Below are 25,949 nucleotides of genomic sequence, written 5' to 3'. Positions count from 1 at the left end.
GGCGGCGCCCGACGCTCACCCGTCGGCGAACTCCTGAGAGAGCCGCACGTCCTTGAGCTCCGCGCCGAGCAGCTCGATCGCGGCCGTGACGAGGGGGTGGTCGGCCACGGCCCGCCGGGCGGCCTCGACGCGCGCCTTGCGCTCGGCCGTCTCGACCTGCGCGAGCGACGGGCCGGCGCTGCCGCGGGTGACCGTCTCGAAGACCAGCTCGGCGGGGCCGCCGAAATGGGCATGCAGCACCCGGGCGAGCATGTCCCGGGCCGCGGGCTCGGTGGCCTGGCCCGACAGGAACGAGTTCGCCTCGTAGCCGAGGACGACGCGCGTCGGCGAGAGCTCCAGCACGGCCGCGTGCTCGAGCACCGAGGCGAGCGCCGGCCGCTGCGCCCGGACCGCGGTGATCACCGCGCGCCAGGTAGCGAGGTCGCTGGCGCTCATCGCCGGGGGCGGCGCGCTGCTCGTCCTTGACACCGGGCCCGACGGCGCGGGGGCCGCCGGGGCGCTCTGCGGAACGGAGTACAGCGCGCCGCGCGGCGACGGAGGCGGGGCGCTGTCGGGGCGGTACGCCGGCGCGGCCGCGCCGTTCGCGTACGGCGCCTTCGCGAACGCCGGCGCGGCCGCGCCCGCGAACGCCGGCGCGGCCGCGCCCGCGAACGCCGGCGCGGCGCTGCCCGCGAAGGACGCCGCCGCGCCGTTCACGCCCGGCGCGCCGTTCACGAGGGAGACGACGTTCGCCGCCGCGCCGTTCGCCGCCACGCCGCCGCTCGGGCGCGCCACCACGCCCGCCGCCGGCGCGCCGTAGGCAGCAGCCACCGCGCCGCCCGCAGCCACCGCGCCGCCCGCAGCCACCGCGCCGCTCGCCCTCGCCACCCCGCCCCCGCCCGGCGCGCCGCTCGCGAACGCGACGCCGTTCGCCGCTGCGCCGTTCGCCCTCGCCGGTGGGCCGTACGCCGCCGCGCCGTTCGCCGGCGCACCGTTCGCCGCCGCGCCGTTCACCGCCGCGCCGCTCGCCGCCACGCCGTTCGCCCTCGCCGCCCCGCTCGCCGCCGCGCCGTACGCCGGCGCCGCTCCCGCGCCGCGCGCGTCCTCCGGCGCAGCCTCCGCCGCGCCGCGCCGGGGCGCAGCCGCGCCGCCGGACGGCGCGCCGGGCCGCTGCGGCGCACGCTCCGGCGCACCGCCGCCACCGCCGCCTCCGCCGTTGCCGCCGCCGTTCAGGCGCCGCTCGAGATCGCCGAGGCGGCGCAGCAGCTCGTCGATCGGCAAGAGCGGCGGCCGCCTCGCGAGCCGCACGAGCGCCATCTCCAGCGAGGCCCGCGGCTGGCCGCTCCGGACGATGTCGTCGAACGCGCGCGAGAAGCCCTGGTGCAGCCGCGTGAGATCGTCCGCGTCCGCGCGCGCCGCGAGCGCCCGCGCGTCGGCGACCTCCTCGTCGGCCAGATCGAGCAGCGGCGCCGGATCGTCGCAGACCTTCGCCACCACGAGATCGCGCAGGTGCGCGAGGAAGTCGCGGGCCACGTGCGGCAGGTCGTACCCCTCCTGCGCGAGCTCGCCGACGATGCGCACGCACGCCGCAGGATCGCCGTCCACCAGCGCCTCCGCGAGCCGGTGCAGCACCACGCGATCGGCGACGCCGAGCACCTTCGCCACGCCCTCGGCCGTGATGCGATCGCCGCTCGTCCCCACCCACGCGATCACCTGGTCGAGCAGGCTCATCGCGTCGCGCATGCTCCCCGCCGCCTCCCGCGCGAGCGCGCTGAGCGCCGGATCGTCGGCGGGGATCTTCTCCTGATCGAGCACCCAGCGGAGCCGCGCCGCGATCTGCTGCGCCCCGATGAGCTTGAAGTCGTAGCGCTGGCACCGGCTCAGGATCGTGACCGGGACCTTGTGCACCTCCGTCGTCGCGAAGATGAACTTCACGTGCGGCGGCGGCTCCTCCAGCGTCTTCAGGAACGCGTTCCACGCCGCGTTCGAGAGCATGTGGACCTCGTCCACGATGAAGATCTTGAACCGGTCGCGCGCCGGCCGGTACGGCAGGCTCTCCTGGAGCTTGCGCACCTCGTCGACGCCGTTGTAGCTCGCGCCGTCGATCTCCTGGACGTCGACGTCCGCGCCGACGGTGATCTCGGCGCACGCCGGGCACGCCTGGCACGGCTTCGCCGTGGGGCCGTGCACGCAGTTCAGCGCCTTGGCGAGGATGCGCGCGCTCGTCGTCTTGCCGACCCCGCGGACGCCCGTGAACAGGAAGGCGTGCGCGACGCGATCCCGCGCGATGGCGTTGGCGAGCGTCGTGGATACGTGCTCCTGGCCGACGAGATCCTCGAAGGACTGCGGGCGCCATTTCCGCGCGAGGACGACGTAGCTCATACGCTGCTCGACTAGCACCTTCTCGCGGGCGCGTCGCCGCAGCTGTGACCGGCACGGACGGCGCCCCGCATTCCGGTCAGTTTGCCAGAGTTGCCGCTCGAAACGCACCCCCGCTCCGCGGGGGCCGGGGCGGCCGACGCGCGCCGGGGAGTCACCGGGGAGCCGCCGGGGAGTCCCTGGAGAGGCGGAAGCGCCCGCTCGCGGCGAGACGGACCGGACCGGGCAGGGCCGGCCGGGCTCTCCGCGTCCCCTTCCCGGTTGCGGCGCGGCGCGGTTCACGGCATAGACCGCCGTCTGACCATGCAATTTCGCGGCGGAATGAATGAGCTGGTTCGCCAGGCGGCGCGCATGCAGCGCAAGATCGACCAGGTGAAGGGCGAGCTGAAGGACCGCGAGGTGAGCGCGACCGCCGCCGGCGACAAGGTCACCGTCGTGGTCTCCTGCGAGGGAAAGGTGCGCAGGATCGACGTCGACCCCGCCTTCCTCGCCAGCGAGGGCCTCGAGATGGCGCTCGACGCCATCGTCGCCGCGTCGAACTCGGCGCTCGAGACGGCCGACAAGCTCGTCGAGAGCGAGATCGCCAAGGTGACCGGCGGCGTGAAGCTCCCCGGCATGCACACTTGATCGCGTTGCGTCCCCCGGCCTCGCTCCCCGGCTCCTCGAAGCTCCCGAACGGCGGCCCCGCCGGCTTCCGCAGCGCGCCCGGCGGCCTGCCCGGCCGGCTGTCGCGCGTCGCCCAGCTGCTCGCCCGCCTGCCGGGCGTCGGCGAGAAGACGGCGCAGCGCTTCGCCCTCTTCCTCGTGACCGCCGGCGAGGACACCGCGCGCGACCTCGGCAGCGAGCTCGCGGAGCTCTGCGACCACATCCGGCCGTGCACCCGGTGCGGCCACATCGCCGAGCTCGACGACGACGGCCGGGCGCTCTGCGCCATCTGCCAGGACTCGCGGCGCGACGGCGCCCTCCTCTGCGTCGTCGCGCGCGTCCAGGACCTGCTCGCGATCGAGCGGAGCGGGGCGATGCGCGGGCGCTACTTCGTGCTCGGCCGGCTCCTCTCGCCGCTCGAGGGCGTCGGGGCCGAGGAGCTGCCCCTCGAGGCGCTCCGGGCGCGCGTGCGCGACCCCGAGCAGCCGGTGCGGGAGGTGCTCGTCGCCACCCCGCCCTCGGTCGACGGGGAGGCGACCGCGCTGCTCCTCGCGCGCGAGCTCGGCGCCATGGGGATCCAGGTCACGCGGATTGCCAGCGGCGTGCCGCACGGGGGAGATCTGGAGTTCGCCGACCAGGTGACGCTGGGGCGAGCCATCGAAGGCCGGAAGAGCTTCGGCTAGCGAAAACCGCGCAGCCGGCCCCCGACCCACGCGAGCGAGGGCCGGGGCCGGCGGGCCTTCCGCACGCCGGGGCGCTCCACGATTCAGAGGTCGACATGTCCAAAACCGCAATCACATCCGACCGGGCACCGCGCGCCATCGGGCCCTACTCGCAGGCCGTCAGGGCCGGCGACCTCGTGTTCTGCAGCGGCCAGATCCCGATCGATCCCGCGACGGGCGAGCTCGTCGGAGGGGGGATCGAGGCGCAGACGGCCCAGGTGATCAAGAACCTGACCGAGGTGCTGTCCGCGGCCGGCGCGGGCTGGGACGACGTGGTGAAGACCACGATCTACCTGACGAACCTCGCCGATTTCGCCGTCGTCAACCAGGTGTACGGGGCGGCCGTCGGCGGCGCGCCGCCCGCACGGGCGACGGTGCAGGTGGCGGCGCTGCCCAAGGGCGCCGCCGTCGAGATCGAAGCTGTTGCCCATCTATCGCGATAATCGGGGAGCCGCGGCCGCGGCCCCCCTCTCCAAAATGTCCCCGGGAGCCTCGACATGAGCACAAAGAACGAGAGCGAGAGCACGGAGCGGACCGCCAGCGCAGTTCCCGAACCTGCGCACGAGGGCGCCCCCGATGCAGAGAGCGGAGACAAGCCGCGCGCGCGCAGGGTCGTCCGCTCGGCGAGCACGGCGGCCTCCGCGAAGCGGGCCGACGAGCCGTCCGAAGGCGCCTCGGCGCAGCCCGCAGGCGAAGCGCCGCGCCCCTCGGCGAAGGCCGCCGCAAAGGAGCCGCAGGGCTCGCTGCTGGACGTGATCGCGCCCCGCAAGCGGCCGGCGCTGGCGGACGCGCCGCCTGCGGCCACGACGCCGCCCACGACAGAAGACGCCGCGCCGCCGCCCACGGCCGCGCCGCGCGTCGTGCGCGACTACCGCGCGCCCAGGCCCGAGCGAGCCGCCGCGCCCTCCGGCGCGCCGCGGTTCGACCGGGGGCCGAGGCCCGACCGCGGCCCGCGCCCCGACCGGGGGCCCAGGCCCGACCGCGGCCCGCGCCCCGACCGGGGGCCCAGGCCCGACCGCGGCCCCAGGCCGGAGCAGGGGGCCGGCGCGGCGCAGGGGGCCGGCGGGGAGCAGGGCGCGAGGCCCGACCGGGGGCCCAGGTTCGACCGGGGGCCGAGGCCCGACCGCGGCCCGAGGCCCGACCGCGGCCCGCGCCCCGACCGGGGGCCGAGGCCCGACCGCGGGCTGTCGGCGCGGCCGGGCGCGGAAGGCGGCCGGGCGGAAGGCGGGGGCGCGCGGCCCTCGGGGGCCGAGGGACGAGCGCCCGCGGCGGCGAAGCAGCAGCAGAGCGACCGGATGGTGACCGTGGTCGGCCAGGGCGCCGCCGCGACGGTGGTGACGGGCAAGGGCGGCCGGCCGCAGGGCCCGGCCAAGCCGGCGCACCTCCTGTTCGCGCTGCCGGCGGCCAAGGCGAAGCAGGTCGCGGCGGCGGACAAGCCGGCGCTCACGGCGCGCGAGGCGCTCGCCGCGAAGGCGAAGGCGAAGCAGGCGACCTCGGCCGCGAAGAGCAAGGCCGACGGCGGGGCGCGGCCCGAGGGCAGCGCGGGCGCCGAGGCGGCCAAGGTCGAGTTCGACGCCGAGGTGCTCGCGGCGGGCTGGGACCGGGCGATCGAGGCGCTGCGGTCGGCGGGCGACGCCGCGCCGGCGCTCGTCGATGCCTGGCTCGGCGCCTCCAACGCGGAGGCGATCGCGGCGGCCGCCGAATCGGAGGAGGCCTCCGGCGCGGCGCGGAAGGCGGCGCGGCGCGCGCTCAACGTGCTGAAGTCGCGCGGGGCGGCGATCCCGACGCGGCCGCGCGTGGTGCGGCTCGCCGAGGAGCGCGCCGAGGTGGTCGAGGCGACGCTGATCCCGCCGGACTCGAGCGGGACCGAGGCGATCGCGATCACGAGCCGCGACACCAGCGGCCGCTACCGGATCGCGGAGGTGATCGTGCGCGAGGGGGTCGGCGTGGTGCACGCCGGCGCGGGGTGGCTCAGCGGCTCGCAGCTCAAGGAGGGCCGGGCGCGCGCGCAGGACAACCTGGGCACGGCGCCCGTGCCCGTCTCGCTGGAGTGGGCCCGCCACCGGATCGCGCTCGCGAAGCGGCAGAACGCCGCGTCGGGGCAGGTCCTGCCGCTCGGGCTGGAGGGGTGTCGCGATCTCGTCGAGCCCGCGCCCGAGGCCGAGCCGCGGCACCCGGTGGCCGACCTCGAGGAGAGCCTGACGGACGAGCAGGTGGCGTCGCACATCGCCGGCTCCGCCTCGCTGCACGACGAGCCGGAGTTCCGGCACTGGCTGCCCGCGCGGCAGGCGCTCGACGAGCTCCTGCAGAAGGTCGGCCAGCGGCTCGGGGCCGCCGGGATGCGCGACCCCGCGCTGGTGAACACGGCGCTGCGGGAGGAGCTCGAGCTCGCGACCGACCGGTTCTTCTCGCCCGAGGTGCGCGGGCAGCTCGCGACGCGGATCCGGAGCAGCGCGGTCTCGCTGCGCGCGCGCAAGGGCGACGCGGCGGCCACCGCCGCCCTCGCCGTGGCGCGCGCCATCAAGGAGGCGGGGCTGATCACCTCGCCGCCGCGCGAGATCCCCTTCCTGGCGGCGTTCTTCCAGAAGGCGCTCGGCGTGCTCGCGCAGCAGGGCGGCGGGCAGCTGCGGGTGCCGGTCCCGGCGGGCGCGGCCGCGCCGGCCGGGGGCGGCGAGGCGCCTGCCGAGGGCGCGGGCGGCGAGGCGCCGAGCGGCGAGGGCGGCGAGGCGCAGCAGGCGGCCGGCGGGTGATCGAGGGCGCCGGCGACACCGGCGCGTGATCGAGCGCGCCGGCGACACCGGCGCGCTCGACACAAAGGCCCGAGAGGCGAGCCCGGATCCTTCCGGCGCTCGCCTCTCGGCTTTTGTCCTGGCGGAGCTACTTCACGTCGATGGTGATGTCGCCGTTCTCGGTGAAGAGCTCGAGGAGGCCGCCGTCGCCGTCGCCCATCGTGTACGACGTCGCGCTGCCCTCCCCGGCGGTCGCCCACGTCGAGGGGAGGCCCTGCTCCACGACGTCGCCGTTGAGCGTCTGCGCGGTCATCGTCCCGTCGACCCCCGCCGGTACCGAGAGCTCGATCGCGCCGTTGCCGGAGGAGATCGCGCCGTCCGAGCTGCTCCACGCGTCGAGGTCGACGAAGACGCTGCCGTTCTTGGTGGCCACGTCGATCGCGCCGCGCGCGCCGACCAGGTCGATGCTGCCGTTGTTGCTCACGATGGTCGTGCCGCGGGACGGGACGCCGTCGAGGTCGACGTCGACGCTGCCGTTGTCCTGCTCGATGCGGAGCCCGCCGTCGAAGTCGTTCGGCAGGACGACCTCGATGTCGGCGCCGAGGTACCCCGAGGCGTTGCGCCTGGTACCGGTCGTGATGACGATGTCGCGGTCGGTCTTCGCGGCGAGATCGAGGTCCTCCTCGATCTCCTGCACCGCGAGCTGGTTTTCGTCCTTCTTGCGCATCGTGAACGGGGAGAAGGTGACCACGACGTCGCTCACGTCCCCGGTGCGGACCTCGACGTCGCCGTTGTCGCTCACGATGCGGATGCTCTGGGTCGGGAGGTACTCGACGCGCACGCTCTCGTCGTTGCCTTCGTAGCGCACGAGGGTCTCGGCGGTGATGACACACCCGGCCGTCGCTGCGGCAGAGGCCGCGCAGATCAAGAAGCAGGCGATTCGAAGCGAGCGATTCATCATGGATTCCTCTCGAGCAAATTGTACGGCGGGCGAGGCCCGAGCCCCGTCCGGCCGCGCACGGAGCGCGCTGGCCCGCTTCTTGGACGTGGTCCCCGAGCGGCACATCCTGGATCGCAAGATTTCGACGCGGTCCGGCCAGCCGCCGCGGCTCAGGGCGCCTCCCACGGGAGAGGCGCCTCACCGAGACCGACCTTCTTGCGGAATGCGGCGTGCAGCGCCCGGGTCTTCGGCCCGGGGACGCCCGCGCCGATCGCGTGCCCGTCCACGCGCACGACCGGGACGATCTCGCGGAGGCTCGAGGTGATGAACGCCTCCTCGGCAGCGAGGAGGCGGGCCATCGTGACCGGCTCGCAGCACACGGGGATGCCGAGCTCGCCCGCGACGTCGATGACGTTGGCCCGGGTGATGCCGACGAGGATCCCGGCCTCCCTGGGCGGCGTGATCAAGAGGTGCCCCGCGTCCTCCGCGCCCTCGTGCGCGGGCGGCCGCCGCTCCACCAGGAAGACGTTGGACGTCGTGCCCTCGACGACGTGGCCGGACGGGTCGAGGATCAGCGCCTCGTGGGCCCCGGCGGCCCGCGCCTGGCGCAGGGCGAGGAGGCTCTCGAGGTAGTTCGAGACCTTGGCGCCCGGCGCCGCGTCGCCGGCCCGCTGGGTGGGAGTCGTGATGGCCGAGATCCCGTCGCGGTAGAGCGCGCCCGGCAGCGGCTTGAGCGGCTCGACGACGATGACGCGGAGGGGCGCGCCCGCGAGCGCGGGATCGAGCCCGAGCGGGCCGCTGCCGCGGGTGAGCATCACGCGGACGTAGCTCTCGAGCGGCGCGGCTGCGCCCGCGGCGTCAGCCGAGCCCGCCGAGCCCGCCGCCGCTCCGGCGCCCTCCGCCGCGGTCGCGGCCCGGAGCAGCGCGCGCACCTCGCGGCCGAGCTCGTCGCGGGGGATCGGCAGCGCGATCGCGATCCGCTCGGCCGAGCGCTCCAGGCGGGCGAGGTGCTCCTCCAGCGCGAACGGCTCGCCGCCGTAGGTGCGGATGGTCTCGAAGACGCTGTCGCCGTAGAGGAAGCCGCGGTCGTAGACCGAGACCTTGGCCTCCTCCGGCCGATGGATGACACCGTCGATGCTGACGAGCCGCGTCACACGGCGAGATTACGTCACTTCTTGAGCTGCGCCAGGAGCTCCTTCGCCGGGGCGAAGTCCTTCTCGTTGTCGAGGGCGCGCTCCAGCATCTGGATCGCCTTCTTGTCGTCGTTCTGACGGTGGCTGATCACGCCGAGGTAATAGAAGACCTCGCCCTTGCTGATCGGCGCGCCCTCGTCGAGCTTCTGGAGGAGCAGCGCGCGGAAGGTCTTCTGCGCGCGGTCGATGTGCGCCGCCTTCGCCGCGTCGTCGCCCGACTCCGACAGCTCCAGCGCCAGCACGCCGAGGTCGCGGAGGATGGCGATCGAGCCCGGGTCGATCTTGAACGCGGTGTCGAGCTCGGCGAGCGCGCGCTCCCGCTGCCCCTCGGCCAGGTAGGCCTTGGCGAGGCGGTGGTGGATCGCGGCGAGATCCTTCGAGCGGCGGCCGCCGTAGGACTCGACGATCTGCTGGAGCGCCTCGGCGGCCTTCTGGCCGCGGCCCGAGGCGCTGTACGCGTCGCACAGCGCGAGCAGGAGCTCGCGATCGCCCGGCACGAGCTCCGTGGCCTTGACGAGGAGGTCCGCGGCGCGGCCGGGGTCGTTCCGCTTCGTCAGGTGGATGCCCGCCGCCTTGCGGTAGAGCGCCACCTTCTCGGCCGGCTGCGCCGCCGTCTCCGCGTCGCCGGTGATGAGATCGGCGAGCTCGGTGAAGGCCTGCTGCTTCTCGTAGAGGGCGAGGAGCTGCTTGCGGATGTCCTGCGCCGACGCGTCCGCCGCGAGGCCCCGCTCGAGCACGCGCCGGACCGCGCCCTCGTCGCCGAGGGACCGGTGCAGATCCGCGAGCCGGAGCGACGTGCTCACCGCCTCGGGGCCGCTCGCGTCCTCGAGGATCACCTCGAGCCGCTGCGCCGCCTCGGCCTTCTCCCCGCGCTGCTCGTGCAGGCGGGCCAGCGCGAGGAGCGCGCCGGGGTGGCGCGGCTCGCGCTCGAGGACCGCGCGGTAGGTCTCGATCGCCCGGGCCGTGTCGTTCAGCCGGGTCTCGTAGACCTCGCCGAGGCGGACGCTGTACGAGAGCTCCGCCGCGACGTCGCCGCGGTCCTTCGCGCGCTCGATCTGCGTGACGAACAGATCCGACAGCTCCTGATCGCGGCCGGTCTTCTCGAGCAGCTGCGCGAGCAGGACCGTCGCCTTCTCGTTGTCGGGCTGCTCGTCGAGGACCGCGCGCAGGTGCTCGGTCGCCTCGCTCACCGCGTCGAGCCGCGAGAGGCAGATCTCCGCGCTCTCGAGCCGCAGCGCCGAGCGGGCCTCGGGGGACTCGGCCAGGTCGGTGAGCCGCTCGAGGAGCGAGAGCAGCTCCTTGTGCTTGCCGGCCTTCGCATAGAGCTCCCGCAGCGCGGTCGCGGCGCGCGCGTCGCCCGGGTCGGCCTCGAACAGCGTCTCGTAGAGCTCGATCGCCGCCGCGTCGTCGCCGAGCTTCTCGCGCGCGACCGCCGCGGCGGCGTGCCGCGCGTCGCGGATGCGATCGGCCTCGGCGTAGAGCTCGGACTGGCGCACGAGCAGCCGGAAGACCTCCTTGTGGTCGCCCGCCTCCTCGCGCACCTTCGTGAGCTCGGCGAGCGCCCAGGTGTCGCCCTCGTCCGCGGCGATCATCTCGCGCAGGATCGCCTCGACGAGCTCCCGGTCGGCGAGCGCGCGCTCGGCCAGCTCCTTCGCCTCGCGGCGGAGCTCGGCCGCGGTCCCCTCCATGCCGTCGAGGGCCGCGATGCGGCGGAGCGTGCCGATGAGGTCGCGCTCGCGCCCAGGGGCCCGCTGCAGCTCCTCGATCGACCGCAGGATGTGCTCGCTCGTGGGGTCGTGCGTGAGCGCCGCCTCGTACGCCGCCTCGGCGGCCTTCGGGTCGCCCACCTTGTTCTTCTGCCACTCGGCGATGCGCATCCAGAGGTCGCGCGCCGTGTCGCCGTCGAGGTCGGCCCCGGCCCGCACCGCCCGCTCCAGCGCGGCCGCGGCGCTCGCCCAGCCGCCCGTCAGCGGGGCGAGGCGCTCGATCTCGCCGAGCACGTCGGGGTCCGACGGGTCGTCGGCGAGCGCCTTCTCGAGGGTCTCGAGCGCCGCCCGCGGGTCGTTCGAGCGCACCTCGAGCACCTTGGCGAGGTCGAGGCGCATCCGGATCCGCTCCACGCCGGTCGGCGCGAAGCGGATGCGCTTCTCGTAGAGGCGCGCCAGCGCGGCGTTGTCGCCCCGCGTGCGGTAGACGCCCTCGAGCGCCTCGGCCGCCTCGTCGAACAGCGCCGGATCCTCGGTGAGCGCCTCGATCGCGGCGCTCGCCCGCTCGTGATCGACCGCGCGATCGAGCGCCTGCCGCAGGGTGTTCAGGCCCTGGGCCTTGTCGCCGAACGACTCGATCTGGATCACCGCGAGCCGGTAGAAGAGATCCGCCTGGTCGCGATCGCCGCTCGTCACCGCGACGCGCCGCTCGAGCACGTCCGCGAGCGCCTTCTCGTCGCCGAGGCGGCCGTAGAGCCGATCGAGCGCCTCGAGGAGCTCCGGCGTGTCGCCGGCGTGCTCGACGGCCTTGGCGTAGGCCTGGGCGCTGCGCCGGTCGTCCTTGAGCTTCTCCTCGGCGATGCGGCCGATCCGGAGGAACAGGTCCTTCGCGATCGTCGCGTCGAAGGTCGACGCGGCCCGCTGCGCGAGCGCGTCGCAGTAGCGGCCGAAGCCGTCGGTGCGCTCCGCGAGCCGCTCGATCTCGCCGTGCAGCGACGCGTCGTCCGGCGCGTCCTCCAGGGCGCGGAGCAGCGCCTGCTCCGCCTCGAGCGGGCGACCGAGCTGCACGTCCTGCACCGCCGCGATCGCCCGCAGCGTCTCGGCCCGGTCGGACGGCTCGGTCTGCGCGCGCAGGCGCAGCTCGAGCGCGGCCGCGAGCTCCTCGTGGCGGCCGGCCGCGCGGAGGACGGGCTCGAGGACCTGGGCCGCGTCGAGGCGCAGCTCCTCGCGGCCCTCGCCGATGGCCCGGACCGCCTGGATGGCGTGATCGTTCGCCGGATCCTCGTCGAGGACGAGCCGGTACTGCTCGATCGCGTCGCTCGGGCTCTCGAGCTCCCGCGCGTAGAGGTCGCCGATCGCCGTCCGCAGCTTGACGCGCGCGTCCCGGTCCGCGGCGGCGCTCGCCTGGAGCATGAGGTTCGACAGGAGCTCGTCCCACATCCGCTCGGCCCGGTAGAGCCGCTCGAGCGAGGAGAGCACCGCCGGGTCGCCCGGCTTCGCGTCGAGCGCCGCGGTGAGCGCCGTGATCGCGTCGCGCGGGCTCGAGAGGTCCTTCTCGTAGCGCTCGGCGGCGCGGACGTTGAGGTCGTAGCGCAGCTCCTCCTCGTCGGGGCCCGCGAGCTCGACGCGGCGGCCGTAGAGCTCCACCAGCCGGCTCGCGGCGCCGCGGGGCTCGTGCAGCTCGATGAGCGCGTCGATCGTCATCGCGCTCTCGGGGTCGAGCTCGAGCGCCCGCTCGTACGCCTGGATGGCGCCCTCGGTGTCCTCGAGCATCTCGAGCTTCGTCTCGGCGATGCGCCGGCAGATCGAGGCGTTCTCCTCGTCCGACGCCATCTCGCTCTTCTTCTCGAGGACGGAGATCAGCGTGTCCCAGTCGCTGAGCAGCACGGCCAGGGTGTCCATCTGCTCGAGCGGCTCGGGGTCGCTCGGGTCGAGCGCGGACAGGCGCGCGTAGGCGCGGAGCGCCCGGCGCGGGTCGTCGATGCGCGTGTCGTAGACCTTGGCCAGCGACGAGAGCAGCTCGCGCTTCGTGAGCTCGTCGGACGTGATCGTCACGCCCTGCTCGAGGCTCTCCGCGAGCTCCTCCCAGGCGCCGAGCTGCTCGGCGAGCCGCTCGAGCTCGCCGCGCGTCTCGCCGTCGTCCGGATCGAGGCTGAACGCCGTCCGGATCGCGTCGAAGGCGCGCAGCTCGTCGCTCCCCCGCGTCTCCCAGAGCTTCGCGGTCTCGCGCAGCACGGCGACCTTGTCGCGCGCGTCCGACGCGAGGCCGAACCGCTCCTCGTTGAGCCGGATGAGCTGCCGCCAGTCGTCCGCCCCCTCGTAGAGCGGCCGCAGGATCTCGACGATCCGCGCCTTGTGCTGCGGGTCCTGGATCAGCGCCTCGAGCGCCCGGATCGCCTCGGCGTGCGTCGGCACCTCGCCGACGATCGCCTCGAGCTGATCGATCGCGCCCGCGGTGTCCTCGAGGCGCGTGCGGAGCAGCTCCGCCAGCGCCAGCCGGTAGGGCGCCGCCCGCTCGCCGTTCGGCGCCGCCTCGGCGCGGCGCAGGTAGAGGTCGGCGAGGTCGCGCGGCCGGTCGAGCTCGCGGTAGAGCTCGGTCAGCGCGTCGAGCGCCCGGGCGTCGTCCTCGTCGACGTCGAGCGCCGCGCGGTACGTCTCGATCGCGAGCGCGGGCTCGCGGAGCTCCGTCCGCTCCAGGCGCGCGATCGTGTGCAGGGCGTCGAGCCGGTCCTCGTCCTTCCGGTAGTCGAGCGCGGCGCGGTAGAGCTGGATGCGCTCGGCGTGGCGGCCCTCCTTGATGAGCAGCCCGTCGATCGCGTCGAACAGCTCGCGCGAGTCCGGCTCGAACTCGTGCGCGCGCCGGTACCACTTCAGCGCGTCGGCCACGTCGCCGAGCTCGGCGTAGAGCTCGCCGGTGCGCCGGCTGAGCTTCGCGCTCGACGCGTCGTCCGAGCTGAGCTCGCCGAGCTCCGCCGCGTAGATCTCCGCGAGCCGCCGCTCGGCGCTCGCGACCTTGGCGAGCCGCTCGAGCTCCGCCCAGACCCCCTCGTCGGCGAGGTCCTCGTGGAGGAGCTTCGCCACCGTCTCCAGGGCCGCGCGGTAGTCCTCGAGCTGCTCCTCGTGCAGCGTCGCGAGCCGCTGCAGGAGGTCGCGGCGCTCGACCGGGTCCTGGCTCGCGGCGAGGCGCGCCTCGAGCGCGACCCGCACCCGGTTCCAGTCCGCCCGGCGCAGGTACACCGGCTCGAGCATCTCGCCGGCGCGCGCCCGGTGCTCGGCCTCGGCCGAGCCCGCGAGGATCGTCTCGAGCAGCGAGACGGCGCCCTCGTGCGCCGGATCGATGAGCAGCGCCTCGGACAGCTCGTCGAACGCGCGCTCCAGGTCCTCGGTGTGCCGGTGCGCGACGAGCGCGATCTTGACGTGCAGCTCGGCGAGATCGCCGGCGCGCACGTCGAGCTGCCGCTCGTAGAGCCGGATGAGGTCCTGGAAGCGCCCCGCCTCGCGGTAGAGGCTGTCGAGCGCCGCGATCGCGTCCGGGTGGAGCGCGATGTCGAGGATCGTCTCGTAGGTCGCGATCGCGCCCGCCTGGTCCGCGAGCGGGCCCCGCTCGAGCTCGGCGATCCGGAAGAGCAGCCCCGTCTTCTCCTCGTCGCTCTCGGCGTTCTCGACCCGGAGCTTCAGGATCTCGAGCAGCCGCCCGGCGTCGTTCGCCTCGCCGTAGAGCTCCTCCAGCGCGATCATCGCCCGCCGGTCGTCGCCGTGGGCCTCGAGCGCCTTCTTGTACTGCTCGACCGCGAGCTCGCGGTTGTCGAGCTTGTGCCGCGCGAGCTCGCCGACCCGGAGCCGGACGTTCTGCTGCACGTCGCCGTCGAGGATGTCCGGCGCGATGCGCTGGAACAGCTCGCACACCTCGGCCCAGCGCCCGGTGGCCTCGCCCAGCCGCTCGACCGTCTCGATCCAGGTCGTCACGTCGGGCTCGCCCGCCGCCTCGCGCACGCCGCGGAGCGCGTAGCCGAACGCCCGCGACGTGTCGCCGAGCGGCCCCTCGGCCGTGCGGAGCGCCTTCTGCAGCGTGGCGAGCCGCTCGCTCGGCAGATCCGAGGTCTCGACCTTGATCTCGAGGACCCGGAGCAGGCGCTCGGCGTCGCCGTCCGCCTCGTAGAGCGGCTCGAGCGTCTCGGCCGCGTCCCGGCGCGCGTCGTCGCGCTCGAGCATCGCCTCGAGCGCCGCGCGGCAGCGCGCGTTCGACGGGTCGAGCGAGAGCGCCTGGCGGTACGCCTCGAGCGCCCCCGCCGCGTCGCCCTGGTGCAGCCGCCGCACGTCGCCGAGCCGCGCGAGCAGGTCGAGCCGCGCGGGCGTCTCCACCGCGAGCGACAGGTCCGTCTCCAGCGTCTCGGCGAGGTCGACCCAGCGCTCGTCGAGCTCGTAGAGCGCCTCGAGGGCCGCGAGGGTCGAGCGCTCGGGCCCGAACTCGTCGAGCACCGCGCGCCACGCGTTGATCGCCTCGGGCACGTCGGCGAGCCGCTGCGCGAGCGTCTCGGCCGCCTTGGTCATGGCGCGCCGCCGCTCCTCCGGATCGGTGGTCGACTGCTCCCGCGCCCGGAGCACGGAGACGAGCTCGCGCCACTGCGAGGTCCGCTCGTAGAGCCGCTCGAGCGCCGCGAGCGCCGCCGCGTCGGCGCTGTCGTCGCCGAGCCGCGCCTGCCACGCCTCGATCGCCTTGGTCGGGTCGTCGAGCACCGTCTCGTACAGCGTGCCGATGCGCTCGTAGAGCGACCGCCGCGTGTCGGCGTCCTCCTCGAGGCGCACCTCGATCGCGAGCACGCCCGCGAGCGCCTGGTGCTCCTCCTTCGCCGCGTAGATGCGGCCGAGCGCCTGCGCCGCCGGGATCACCAGCGAGGGGTCGGTCGGATCGATGGAGAGCACGCGCCGGTAGACCTTCTCGGCCCGGTCGGCGTCGCCGAGGAGGTCCTCGCAGATCCGCGCGACTTCCATGAGGATCTCGCCGCGGATGGAGGCCGTCCCGCACGCGTCGGCGGCCGCCGTGAGCACCTCGGCCACCTGCTCGTGCTCGCCGAGGCGCCGGCCGATCTCGATGAGCCGCTCGCGCGCCGCGAGGTCCTCCGGCTCGAGCGGCAGGAGCTCCGACAGGCTGGCGAACGCGCCGGCGTCGTCCTTGAGCCGCTCGTCCTGGAGCACGCTCACGCGGCGGAGCAGCTCGCGCTGCTCCGACTCGGTCTCCGCGCCGTGGCGCCGGATCTCGAGGACCCGCACGAGCTGCCGGATCTCGTCCCGCGCCTCGTACACCGCCTCGAGCACGCGCGCCGCCCGGAGCCGGAGCGCCCCGATGTCGAGCAGCCGCTCGACGAGCTCGCGCGCCTTCGGGTCGTTCTGCCGGATGCGGAGCACGTCCTCGAGGTGCCCGAGCGACCCCTCCGGCTCGTGCAGCCGGTCGAGGTAGATGCTGCCGAGCGACAGCTTCATCTCCACGCTCTCGGCCTCGGTCGCCGTCTTCAGGCGCTGCTCGAGGAGCGCCGCGAGGTCGCGGAAGCGCCCCTCGCGCTCGTAGAGCTTCTCCAGCGAGTCGAGCGCCGCCGTGTAGAACGGATCGAGCTCGAGGATGCGCTCGTAGTAGCCGATCGCCTTGGCCGCGTCGCCGATGATCTCCTCGGCGATCAGCGCCACCTCGTTGAGCAGCTCGATGCGCTCGCTCTGGTCGGTCGTGCCCTTGGCGGCGCGGTCGTAGAGCTCCTCGAGCTCCCCCCAGCGCTCGGCCGCGGTCAGGATCTGCTTCAGCCGCTCGAAGGCGCGGTGGCTGTTCGGGTCGAGGCTCAGCACCCGCTCCAGGTAGGGCTTCGCGCCCTCCGGGTCGCCGAGCTGCTCGTCGTGCAGGCTCGCCGCGCGCTCGCAGAGCTCGACCTCCACGGAGCTGCCGAGCACCTTGTCGCCCTCGGTGCGCCCCGCGACGAGGTGCACGCGGTAGGCCTCCGCGAGATCGGTCGGGCGGCCGGCGCGGCGCGACAGCTCCGCGGCGCGGTCCCAGAGCTCGATGTCGTCCGAGAACTCGTGCAGCGCCCGGAGCAGCGCGTCGAACGCCGTCCCCGCCGCGTGCAGCTTCGTCTCCTCGACGTTCGCGAGCGTGAGGTAGAGCTCCCGCCGGCGCTCCGGATCCCGCTCCGCCTCGAGGATCACCCGCAGGGCCATGGCCTCGCGCCGGTGGTTGCCCGTCTCGGCGTACTCGACCGCGAGCACCCGGGCCGCGCGCACGCGCGTCTCCGGGCGCTCGACGAGCCGCGAGAGCACGGCGATCGCGTCCGGGTCGTGCGCCGTCAGCTCGAGCGCGCGCACCGCCGCCTCGAACGCGTCCGTGGGCCGGTCCAGCCGGTCGAGGTAGAGCGTCGCGAGCTCGATCTCGCGCCGCGCCCGCTCGTCGCCCTCGCTGACGTCGCGGTGCGTGGCCACGATCTCGGCCGCCGCCTCGTACTCGCCCGCGGCGTTCAGGAGGCGCGAGAGCACCCGGAGCGCGTTGATGCGCCCCGGCGCGAGCGCGATGACCTTGCGCAAAAGCTCGATCGCCTTCGCCGGGTCGCCGAAGACCTCCTCCTCGAGCGTCGCCCACTCCTCGAGGATCTCGGCGCGGTCCTCGCCCCCGACCTGGCTCGCCCGGAGCTCGAACAGCCACCTTAGGTCGGCCTGCCGCTCGTTCGCGCGGAGGAGCGCGTCGAGCGCCCTCACCGTGGCGTCGTCGGACGGGTCGTCCTCGACGAGGCCGCGGTAGACGGTCACCGCCTCGTCGAGCTTGCCCATCTCGCGCGCGTAGACCTCGGCGAGCTTCAGCCGGAGCGTGCGCTGGACGTCGGTCGTGAGGTCGGTCGCCGTCCGGAGCCGGCCCTCGACCGCCTCGACGAACGGCCCCCAGGAGCCCGCCGCCCGCGACCAGGCCTCGAGCAGATCGAGCCCCTCCTCGTCGGGCTTGAGCTCGTAGGCGCGGCGCGCGTAGCCGAGCGCGCTCGCCTTATCCGAGAGCGGGCCGCCCGTCACCGCCGCGAGCTTGCGCAGCATGCCGACCTGCGCCTCGGCGTCGTCGGTCGCGTCGAGGAGGATCTCGTAGAGCGCCGGCAGCCGGGCCCACTTCTCCTCCTCCTCGTAAATCGGCACGAGCGCCGCCGCGGCGCGCGCGTCCCTCGGCGAGACGCTGAGCACGCGCTCGTACGAGCGCGCGGCGCGCTCGGGCGCCTTGAGCTGCTCCTCGAAGATCCGCGCCGCGCGGAAGGAGATGTCGAGCTTCGTCGCGGGGTCGGTCGCCTTGTCCGCCGCGCCCGAGAGGAAGTCGACGAGGCCCTCCCAGTCGTTCTGCGAGGCGTAGAGCTCCTCGAGCCCGTCCCAGTCGCCCGCGGCGAAGTACGCGTCGCGCAGGACGCGGAGCGCGCGCGCGTGCCCCGGCGAGAGCGTGAGCACCCGCCGCCACGTCCGCGCCGCCTGGGCCGGGTCCTTGAGGCGCTCGGCGTACACGGCCCCGAGCTTCTGCAGCGAGACGAGGCGCGCCGCGTCGTCGGCCGCGAGGTCGACGCGCCGCTCGAGCACCTCGGCGACCGTGGCGAAGTCCTTCTCGCGCTCGGCCTGCTTCTCCAGCGCGTCGAGCACCCCGGGGGCGCTCGGGTCGAGCTCGAGGATCCGCTTCTGGAGCGCGATCGCGTCGGCGCCGCGATCGAGCCGCTCGGCCGCGAGCTTGGCCATCTCGCCGAGGAGCTCGATCTTCGCGGCGCCCTCGGCGCTCTCGAGCTTGCGCTCGTAGAGCGAGTAGAGCTGCGGCCACGCGCGCCGCTTCAGGTACAGCTCGCGGAGCTTCTGCTGCGCCTCCTCGTCGATCGGCTCGACGGTGAGCAGCGCCTCGTACGCCGCGATGGCGTTCTGCACGTTCGAGAACTGGTCGAACCAGCGCCGCGCGACCGCGCGGTAGAGCCCCGCCTTCTCGGCGCGGCTCTCGGTCAGCTCGGCGAGGCGCTGCTGGTACGAGAGCAGGTCGCGCCAGCGGCCGAGCGCCTCGTAGATGCGGGTGAGCTCCCGCACGGCGTCCACGTCCTTGTCGTCGAGCTGGACGATCTGGGTGAGGACCGTGACGAGCGCCGCGTCGTTCTTGGCGCGGTCGCGGTAGATCCCGGCGATCTCGCGGAGCACGGCGACCCTGCCGGCGACGTCGTCGGCGGGCGTGCGCTCGAGGTCCTGCCGGTAGAGCTCGACGAGGGCGTTGTACCCCTCGGTCTGCAGGTATAGGCGCTTCAGGGCGTCGCGCGCCTGGCGGTTCTCCGGGTCGGTCCGGAGCACGGACTTGTACTGCTCGATCGCCTTGGCGGCGTTCTCCTGCGACTCGGCGAGCCGCGCGAGCTCGGTGGCGATGGCGCGCTTCTCGGGGCCGTCGGGCAGGGCGCGCTGCGCGTCCGTGAGGATGGTCGTGAGCCGCGGCTTGTCGCCGCGCTGCTCCAGGACCTCGCGGTAGAAGTTGAGCATCCCGGCGTGCGCCGCGTCGGCGCGCCGCACGCGGTCGAAATAGGGCTCGGCCGCCTGGGGCTGGCCGCGCATGCGCCAGTGGACCATGGCGATCTGCACGAGCATGCCGAGCTCCTCGCCGGGCTTCACGCCGCCGCTGCGGAGCTGGTCCTCGTACAGCGCGACCAGGCGATCCCAGTCGCCCGCGGCGGAGTACGCCTCGGCCAGGAACGAGAGCGCCTCGGGCTGGCCCGGCGAGAGGTCGAGCACCTCCTCGTAGGCCGCGACCGCGCGGGCCGGGTCGCTCAGGTGGGTCTTGATCGTGCGCGCCGCGCGGAGGCCCGCCGCGACGCGGTCCTCCTTGGCCTGGGCCTCGGCCTTGACGAGCGACTGCACGCGGACGACGGCCTCCCAGTCGCCGGCGGCGGCGAAGGCGATCTCCGCGAGGTTGGCGGCGCGGCGGTTCTTCGGGTCGAGCTTGAGGGCGAGATCGATGAGCTCGGTCACCTTCTCGCCGAGCTCGGCGCGGCCGTAGCGGTAGGCGATGTCGGCCGCGCTCGTGGTGAGCGCGCTCTTGAACGCGCCGTCCGTGGCGGCCTCGGCCTCGGCCACGTAGCGGTCCACGAGGTCGCGCCACCGCTCGCGCTTCGAGGCGTCGGTCTCGAGGGCCTCGGCGGCGTCGTCGTCGTCGGGGCGCAGCTCGAGCAGCCGCTTGTAGGCGGCCGTCGCGCGGTCCACGTCGATGAGCTCCTCGTGGTAGACGCGGGCGAGCTCCGCCTGCATCGCGCCCTCGACCGGGCTGCCGGCGGCGAGCGCGATCTCCAGCTCGAGCAGGCGGGCGACGGCCTGCCACTCGCGCCGCTGCTCGTGCCGCGCGCGGGCGGCGCCGAGCAGGCGCTCGACGTCCCCGGCGCCCGCGCCGTTGTTCGGAGCGGTCACGGCCTCCGCGAGCTCGTTCCAGGCCGCCTCGTTTTCGGGCTCATCCTGCAGGCGCCCAAGGGCCATCCGAATCGTCTCAACGCTCATCGTCTCTCCGCGGACCTCGCGAGATCGGTCCGGTCCGTTCACGGGCCGGGCGAAGATAGCCGGGCGGCCGCCGCGGTTTCAAGGTTCCTCGCCCCCGCGGGTCGGGAAGCGCGGGCGGAGCTTTCGCGTGCTTCTGCTGCGGGGACGGCCAGCGGGCGGGCCGTCGGCATGGGCGGTTCACCGCGCCCTCGGCTTCGGGTATCAACCGCGGCCATGGAAGCTACGACGATCAAGCGCTTCGGGGTGATCGGCGCGGGCCAGATGGGGCGAGGCATCGCCCAGGTCGCCGCGGCCGCGGGCCTCGAGGTGGTCCTGTGCGACGTCTCGAGGGCGCTGGCGGAGTCGGGCAAGGCCCAGATCGCCGCCATCCTCGCGAAGCTGGTGGAGAAGGGCAAGCTGGCCGCCGAGGCGCGGGAGGCGCTCCTCGGCCGCGTGGCGGTCGCGGACGGCATCGCCGGCCTGTCGGGGGTCGACCTGGCCGTCGAGGCGGTGACCGAGAACTTCGAGGTGAAGAGCGGGATCTTCAAGCTCGCGGACGCGGCGATGCCGAAGGGGGCGATCCTGGCGTCGAACACGTCGTCGATCTCGATCACGCGGCTCGCGGCGGTGACCGGCCGGCCTGAGCTGGTCATCGGTATGCACTTCATGAACCCGGTGCCGCTGATGAAGCTTGTCGAGCTCGTCCGGGGGGTGCAGACGTCGGACGCGACGTACGAGGCCGTCCGGGCGCTCGCGGTGGGGCTCGGCAAGACGGTGATCACCTCGAAGGACCAGCCGGGGTTCATCGTGAACCGGATGCTGATCCCGTTCCTGAACGAGGCGTGCTTCGCGCTCCAGGAGGGGCTGTCCACGCCGGAGGACATCGACGCGGGGGCGCGGCTCGGGCTGAACCACCCGATGGGGCCGCTGGAGCTCGCGGACCTGATCGGGCTGGACACGGTGCTCTCGATCGCGGAGGTGCTGCACCGGGAGTTCGGGGACTCGAAGTACCGGGCGCCCACGCTGCTGCGGAACCTGGTGGCGGCGGGGTGGTACGGGAAGAAGAGCGGGCGGGGGTTCTACGTGTACGACGAGAAGGGGCAGAAGACGGGGCGGGCGGTGTAGCGGAGGGGGCGCGGCTGCGACGGAGCCAGCGGAGGAGGGGGCGCGGCTGCGACGGAGCCAGCGGAGGAGGGGGGCGCGGCTGCGACGGAGCCAGCGGGGGAGGGGGTGCCGCGCGGGGGGCCGGCGGGGGCCCCTCCCACAAACTCGCGCCTTTTGGGGGGCTATTGCCGTGGGAATGGGTGGGTCGGTCCCGGAGGGCGGCGCGAGGAGCACGCCGGCGCTCGGGTTTGTGGGGCCCTACCCCGCCGGCCCCCCGCGCGGCACCCCCTCCCCCGCTGGCTCTCTTCGGAGGGGGTACCGCTGACTCTCTTCGGAGGGGGTACCGCTGACTCTCTTCGGAGGGGGTACCGGGAGGTGGACATGTCACGCTCCCTTCGTGACATGTCACGCTCCATTTGTGACATGTCCCGTGACATGCCACGGTGAACTTCCGCCTCTTGAATTGACACAGCCGCATAAACCGGCCTGATCGCAGCACCGGGAGCATGGCTCGACGATTGCAACAGGCCGCGCGCGTGCGTCGTTGAGCGGTCACCTGCGACAGCGCTGGTAGCCAACGGCCACCCAGGGAGGCACCTGCATGAACACGCGCCCACTCTCACGGTACACTAGCCTCGCCACGAGCGCAGCGCTCTGCGGCCTGGTCGCTACCCTCCTCGGAGGGTGCGGCGAAGCACAGCCCGATGACGTCTCTATCGAAAGGAACCCGGAAGAGCGACAGGTCTCGCAGGAGGTCGCAGATTGGCTCGAGACGCGGCAGCGAGGCCTCCAGGTCGTCGCGACGACGCGCACGCGCAGCGGTCAGATCGTCGACTGGGTGCCTATCGAGTCTCAAGTTCCACCGGGAGAGTCCGTCGCCACGCCGCCTCCTGCCCCGCCTGCCAGAGCGCTGCTGAACGTGCCCACCACGGAGCTCGAGGCGGACACCGAAGAGCGAGGCCCTGCGGGCACCGTACCCCTGCTCAGGCCTGACGTGGAACGAATCCATGCCCCTGGATCGGTGGCGGACTTCCTCTCGAGATCAGGGCGCGCCGGCGTCCCCAACGGCGTGATATGGCAGGAGCAGGAGAAAGAGGACAGCCCGGGCATCAAGCCGCGCGTCAGCGGTGGCAACGAGCGCTTCTACGCCGGGAGCTTCAAGAGCGTGACGAACTACGGCGTCGACGCCATCGTCAACGTATGGAATCCCTTCGTCGAGCAGGGATTTTTCACGAACGACATGTCCCTTGCCCAGATCGCTGTCACGCGCGGAAGCAACGAGACACTGCAGACCATTGAAGCAGGTTGGCAAGAGGATCCGAAGAGATACGGCGACGGCAACCCGCGCTTTTTCATCTACTACACACGAAACGGATACACCATGGACGGCCACAATCTCGGTGGCTACAACAGCGTCGTCACCGGATGGGTCCAGACATCCACCACCGTGTTTCCGGGCAGTGTCGCGCTGTCACCGACCAGCACTGTTGGCGTAGCCAATCAGTACGAGATCTGGCTTACGTGGCAATATTTCAACGGAAACTGGTGGCTCTGGTACATAAACCAATGGGTCGGCTACTATCCAGGGACCCTCTTCGACACGACCGGGCTCCAGAGCCAGGCTTCTCATGTGGCTGTTCAAGGCGAGGTTGCCGACTCCAACATCATCTCAACCACCTCGACCGACATGGGGAGTGGAAGCTTCGCTTCTGCCGGGTTCGGAGCGGCCGCTTACATGCGACAAATTAATTATTTTGCCGCAGCGAACGGCCTCAGCCCTACAAAGTATACATCTCCGACGCTCAAGGTAACGAACTCCAACTGCTACGACCACGTCTCCGGATTCAGCTCGACCGATCCGTTCTGGCTCAGCCACTTTTTCTTCGGGGGGCCTGGGCACAACCCTAGCTGCCTCTAGTCTCGACGTGGGCACAGCTGCCCGGTGTCAGGCAGCTGTGCCCAGAGAGCGATCGAGGAATGCCGCACCTTTCCAGCGAGCTCGACAGACGCATCGGGCCGGGCAACCCGGCGAGAGATCCCGTACAACGCAACCTTATTTCGCCCCCGCTGGAACTCACCCAACATACGCCTCGATTATTTGGTTGTAAACGGAATCGCATGACATCCTCCGCACGTCCGGGAAGTTTGTCCCTACTCGATCACGGATGGACTGGCTAGCATGGTACCAGCATGCATCACGCATCAACTCTCGTTCACCTGAAGCTCGTGCTTGCTCTTTTCGCCCTCGGCGGGTGCGGTTCGCGCCCGACCGGGAATCAGGCTGCCGCGACGTCTGAGCCCGCTTGCCGGGCCGACGGCGACTGCGCGAGCGGGTTCTGCGATCGCGGCCGCTGCGCCACGCCGGAGCCGAACCCGAACCCCGCACAGCGCGGCGTGTTGCTCGGTGGAGCCTGCGAGACGGGACACAAGGGCGCCCTGTGCATGAACCTGCTGTGCATCGATGGCAGGTGCCGCTCATGCCTCCAGGATCAGGAGTGCAACCCCTCGGGTGCCCTGGAGGGCGTGAGGTGCGATAACGGCAAGTGCGTCGCGTCTGCAGCGCAGCCCCGCCAGGTCGCGACACCTCCTCCGCCGCTTCGCCCGAGCAGCCCATTCGTGGAGCTCGGTCCTTCAGGAGAGCCGATTCCCCAGCGCGCGCCGTCGCGAGGTCCACAAGACCCCTCGCCCGGACGCTGAGCCTCATGACGGGTGGCGAAGGCCGCTCGCTCGCGCACGCCCTCGCCGCCGCTCCCCGCCGCAATGCCCCGGCTTCCCCCCGGCGCCGCGCGCTGCTAACCACGCGCCATGACCGCTCAAGAACAGCAGCCGGGGGTCCCTGCTCGCGGCGCCCTCCAGCTCGTCGCCGTCGAGCGCGCGGGCCACGTCGCCACCGTGACCATCCAGCGGCCCGACAAGCTCAACGCCCTGAACCCCGCCGTCCTCGGCGAGCTCACCGCGGCCTTCCACGACCTCCTCGCGCAGGGCAGCGAGGTGCGCGCGGCCGTGCTCACCGGCGCCGGCAAGGCGTTCGTCGCCGGCGCCGATATCGCGGAGATGGCCGCCATGAACAGCATCGCCGCGAAGCGGTTCGCCGAAGCAGGCCACCGCCTCGCCGACCTCATCGAGACCGCCCCGTTCCCCGTGATCGCCGCGGTCAACGGCTTCGCGCTGGGCGGCGGCTGCGAGCTCGCCCTCGCCTGCGACTTCATCTACGCCGCGGAAGGCGCCAAGCTCGGCCAGCCCGAGGTGAACCTGGGCGTCATCCCCGGGTTCGGCGGCACCCAGCGGCTGCTGCGGCGGGTCGGCCCCGGCCGCGCGCGCGAGCTCATCTATTCAGGCGACATGATCACCGCCGAGCAGGCGCTCTCGATCGGCCTCGTCAACGCCGTCTTCCCGGCGGCCGAGCTCCTCGCGCGCGCCCGCGACACCGCCCTCAAGATCGCCTCGCGCGGGCCGCTCGCCGTCGCCGCCGCCAAGCGCGTCCTGCTGCGCGGCGAGAGCCTCGACCTCACCGCCGCCAACGAGCTGGAAGCCCAGGCTTTCGCCGCGCTCTTCGGCAGCGAGGACCAACAGCTCGGAATGAAAGCGTTCCTGGCGAAATCGCAGGCGGCATTCACAGGGAAGTAAGTCTCCGAACAGCGCGCCAGGAGAGCCAAAAAAAGACCGCGTGTCATGCTGGAGGGGGGCCAGACATGACCGCGGTAGGGAAACCGCAGCGGCGCGGAGAACGTCCGCTGCGGTGCTCGAGATAGCCCGCACGCGCTCCGGGCCGGGGGGGAAACCGCGCCGGTGCGCATGCGGTGATCGGAGTGTGGCACCCGGAAGCTGGTTGTCGATAACAAAGTGCAACCGCTGCACGCGGATGAGCGAATTGCTACCGGCACGATGACAGCCAGGTGACAGCGCAGCGCGCACGTCGCCGATTTTCGCGAATGCGCGTTCGAGCCGGGCATACCCGCGCCGGAGCAGCGTCCGGCGGAGTCGCTCGCCGCGCCCTCGAAAAGAGAACACGAGAGCCCGCCGCCGTTCACGCCAGGCTCCGCGACGAAGCGAGCCTGGCACGGAACACTTGCTCACAAGTAAAGAGCCAGGACGAACAAAGCACACTGCAGCGAGAAAATCACCGGAACGTGCGCCGCACGCGCGGGGCGGCGCACGCTCCGAGCGGGCCCCCGGGGAGCGAGCGGCGATCCCGGGATGAACAAGTAAAGAGACTTTAACCACAGAAGCACATCGCTTGCAGCTTTTTCGAGGAAGCTTGTCCGCGTGCGTCTCGGTCAATTTCGCGGAAGCCACGTTGCACCCGGAGGGCGCGAGCGCGCGCAGCGCAGCCTGTCGGCTCGGCAGGACGGCACCACACGCGGTGGACACCGCGGCAGCGGCTGACCGGCCGCTCGCAATGCCGTGAACCCGGGCGCGGTACAGCGCGCCCCTCCGCCGCGCCGGACCTCCGGACGCCGGGAGCGCTCGGCGGCCCGCGACGCGCTGGACGGCCCGCGGCGGTAGCCCGCGCGCGCGGCTCATCACGGAGCTCGTTCCGGCGTGAGACGCGCCAGCGCGCGCCGCCAGACGGCCGCCGCGAACGCGCCAGCGCGCACCGCCAGACGGCCGCCGCGAACATGCCAGCGCGCGCCGCCAGACGGCCGCCGCGAACGCGCCGGCGCGCGCCGCCAGACGGCCGCCGCGAACGCGCCAGCGCGCGCCGCCAGACGGCCGCCGCGAACACGCCAGCGCGCGCCGCGGCCGCGGGGCAGCCGCCGCAGGGCGAGCGCCTGCCCCACGGCCGCGGCGCGACGTCCTTGACGCCGGGCGCGAAACGGGACTACCGAGCATCCATCTGACAATCCACACCTCGGGTGCCCTCTGGGCATAACAGGGAAGCCGGTGCGAAACCGGCGCGGTACCGCCACCGTGAGTGGGGAGCCGCCTCCAAAGACCACTGGGCCTCTGATGAGGCCTGGGAAGGTGGACGCGGCGCTGGGAGCCCGAAAGGCCCCCTGAACCCATCAGCCGGGAGACCTACCCGAGCCCCCCACGAGGTGCAGCTTGCGCACGTCTTCGTG

General features: G+C 73.2%; 11 protein-coding genes and 1 riboswitch. Of the genes, 7 read left to right on the top strand and 4 right to left on the bottom strand.

Translation table 11 applies throughout. The features are described from left to right. Nucleotides 1–15 precede the first annotated feature (15 nt). The gene (gene dnaX / locus WMF26_RS02360) at nucleotides 16–2,361 is read right to left on the bottom strand and encodes a DNA polymerase III subunit gamma/tau (RefSeq protein ID WP_437998986.1); all 2,346 of its coding nucleotides are present in this window, start codon (nucleotides 2,359–2,361) and stop codon (nucleotides 16–18) included. A gap of 300 nt (nucleotides 2,362–2,661) precedes the next feature. Here dnaX and WMF26_RS02355 point away from each other — a divergent pair, with 300 nt between their 5' ends. The 4 genes from WMF26_RS02355 (at nucleotide 2,662) to WMF26_RS02340 (ending at nucleotide 6,475) form a co-directional block, all read left to right on the top strand. Then, nucleotides 2,662–2,985, top strand: a complete 324-nt coding sequence (locus tag WMF26_RS02355) for a YbaB/EbfC family nucleoid-associated protein (protein ID WP_044985452.1) — start codon at nucleotides 2,662–2,664, stop codon at nucleotides 2,983–2,985. Next, nucleotides 2,982–3,686, top strand: coding sequence for a recombination mediator RecR (recR, locus tag WMF26_RS02350; RefSeq protein WP_437953738.1), 705 nt, complete (start codon nucleotides 2,982–2,984; stop codon nucleotides 3,684–3,686). The genes WMF26_RS02355 and recR overlap by 4 nt, the downstream gene beginning before the upstream one ends. Before the next feature lie 95 nt (nucleotides 3,687–3,781). Continuing rightward, entirely contained in the window at nucleotides 3,782–4,168 is a 387-nt protein-coding gene (locus tag WMF26_RS02345) for a RidA family protein (RefSeq protein ID WP_061621620.1), read from the top strand. A 54-nt stretch (nucleotides 4,169–4,222) separates the two neighbouring features. After that, nucleotides 4,223–6,475, top strand: coding sequence for a hypothetical protein (locus tag WMF26_RS02340; protein ID WP_437998985.1), 2,253 nt, complete (start codon nucleotides 4,223–4,225; stop codon nucleotides 6,473–6,475). A 127-nt stretch (nucleotides 6,476–6,602) separates the two neighbouring features. On the opposite strand, the gene WMF26_RS02335 is transcribed toward WMF26_RS02340, so the two are convergent. From WMF26_RS02335 to WMF26_RS02325, 3 genes are all read right to left on the bottom strand, one after another. Beyond that, a complete protein-coding gene (locus WMF26_RS02335; protein ID WP_437998984.1) occupies nucleotides 6,603–7,415 on the bottom strand; it encodes a hypothetical protein in 813 nt (270 codons plus the stop codon). Between the two features lie 149 nt (nucleotides 7,416–7,564). After that, a complete protein-coding gene (locus tag WMF26_RS02330) occupies nucleotides 7,565–8,548 on the bottom strand; it encodes an aminotransferase class IV (RefSeq protein ID WP_437998983.1) in 984 nt (327 codons plus the stop codon). A gap of 14 nt (nucleotides 8,549–8,562) precedes the next feature. Further along, nucleotides 8,563–19,782, bottom strand: a complete 11,220-nt coding sequence (locus WMF26_RS02325; protein WP_437998982.1) for a tetratricopeptide repeat protein — start codon at nucleotides 19,780–19,782, stop codon at nucleotides 8,563–8,565. A gap of 234 nt (nucleotides 19,783–20,016) precedes the next feature. Here WMF26_RS02325 and WMF26_RS02320 point away from each other — a divergent pair, with 234 nt between their 5' ends. The 3 genes from WMF26_RS02320 to WMF26_RS02310 all read left to right on the top strand — a co-directional run bounded on the left by WMF26_RS02320 (nucleotide 20,017) and on the right by WMF26_RS02310 (nucleotide 24,513). Further along, entirely contained in the window at nucleotides 20,017–20,907 is an 891-nt protein-coding gene (locus WMF26_RS02320) for a 3-hydroxyacyl-CoA dehydrogenase family protein (protein ID WP_437953733.1), read from the top strand. 580 nt (nucleotides 20,908–21,487) lie between these two features. Next, complete coding sequence (locus tag WMF26_RS02315) at nucleotides 21,488–22,804, top strand: neprosin family prolyl endopeptidase (RefSeq protein ID WP_437998981.1); 1,317 nt, start codon at nucleotides 21,488–21,490, stop codon at nucleotides 22,802–22,804. A gap of 887 nt (nucleotides 22,805–23,691) precedes the next feature. Next, the gene (locus WMF26_RS02310) at nucleotides 23,692–24,513 is read left to right on the top strand and encodes an enoyl-CoA hydratase/isomerase family protein (protein WP_437998980.1); all 822 of its coding nucleotides are present in this window, start codon (nucleotides 23,692–23,694) and stop codon (nucleotides 24,511–24,513) included. Nucleotides 24,514–25,723: 1,210 nt separating this feature from the next. After that, a riboswitch (cobalamin riboswitch) is annotated at nucleotides 25,724–25,927 on the top strand. Nucleotides 25,928–25,949: the final 22 nt, after the last annotated feature.

Source organism: Sorangium sp. So ce185 (genome assembly GCF_051526825.1).
Classification (GTDB): Bacteria; Myxococcota_A; Polyangia; order Polyangiales; family Polyangiaceae; genus Sorangium; species Sorangium cellulosum_D.
This window is presented reverse-complemented; position numbering and strand designations above follow the sequence as displayed.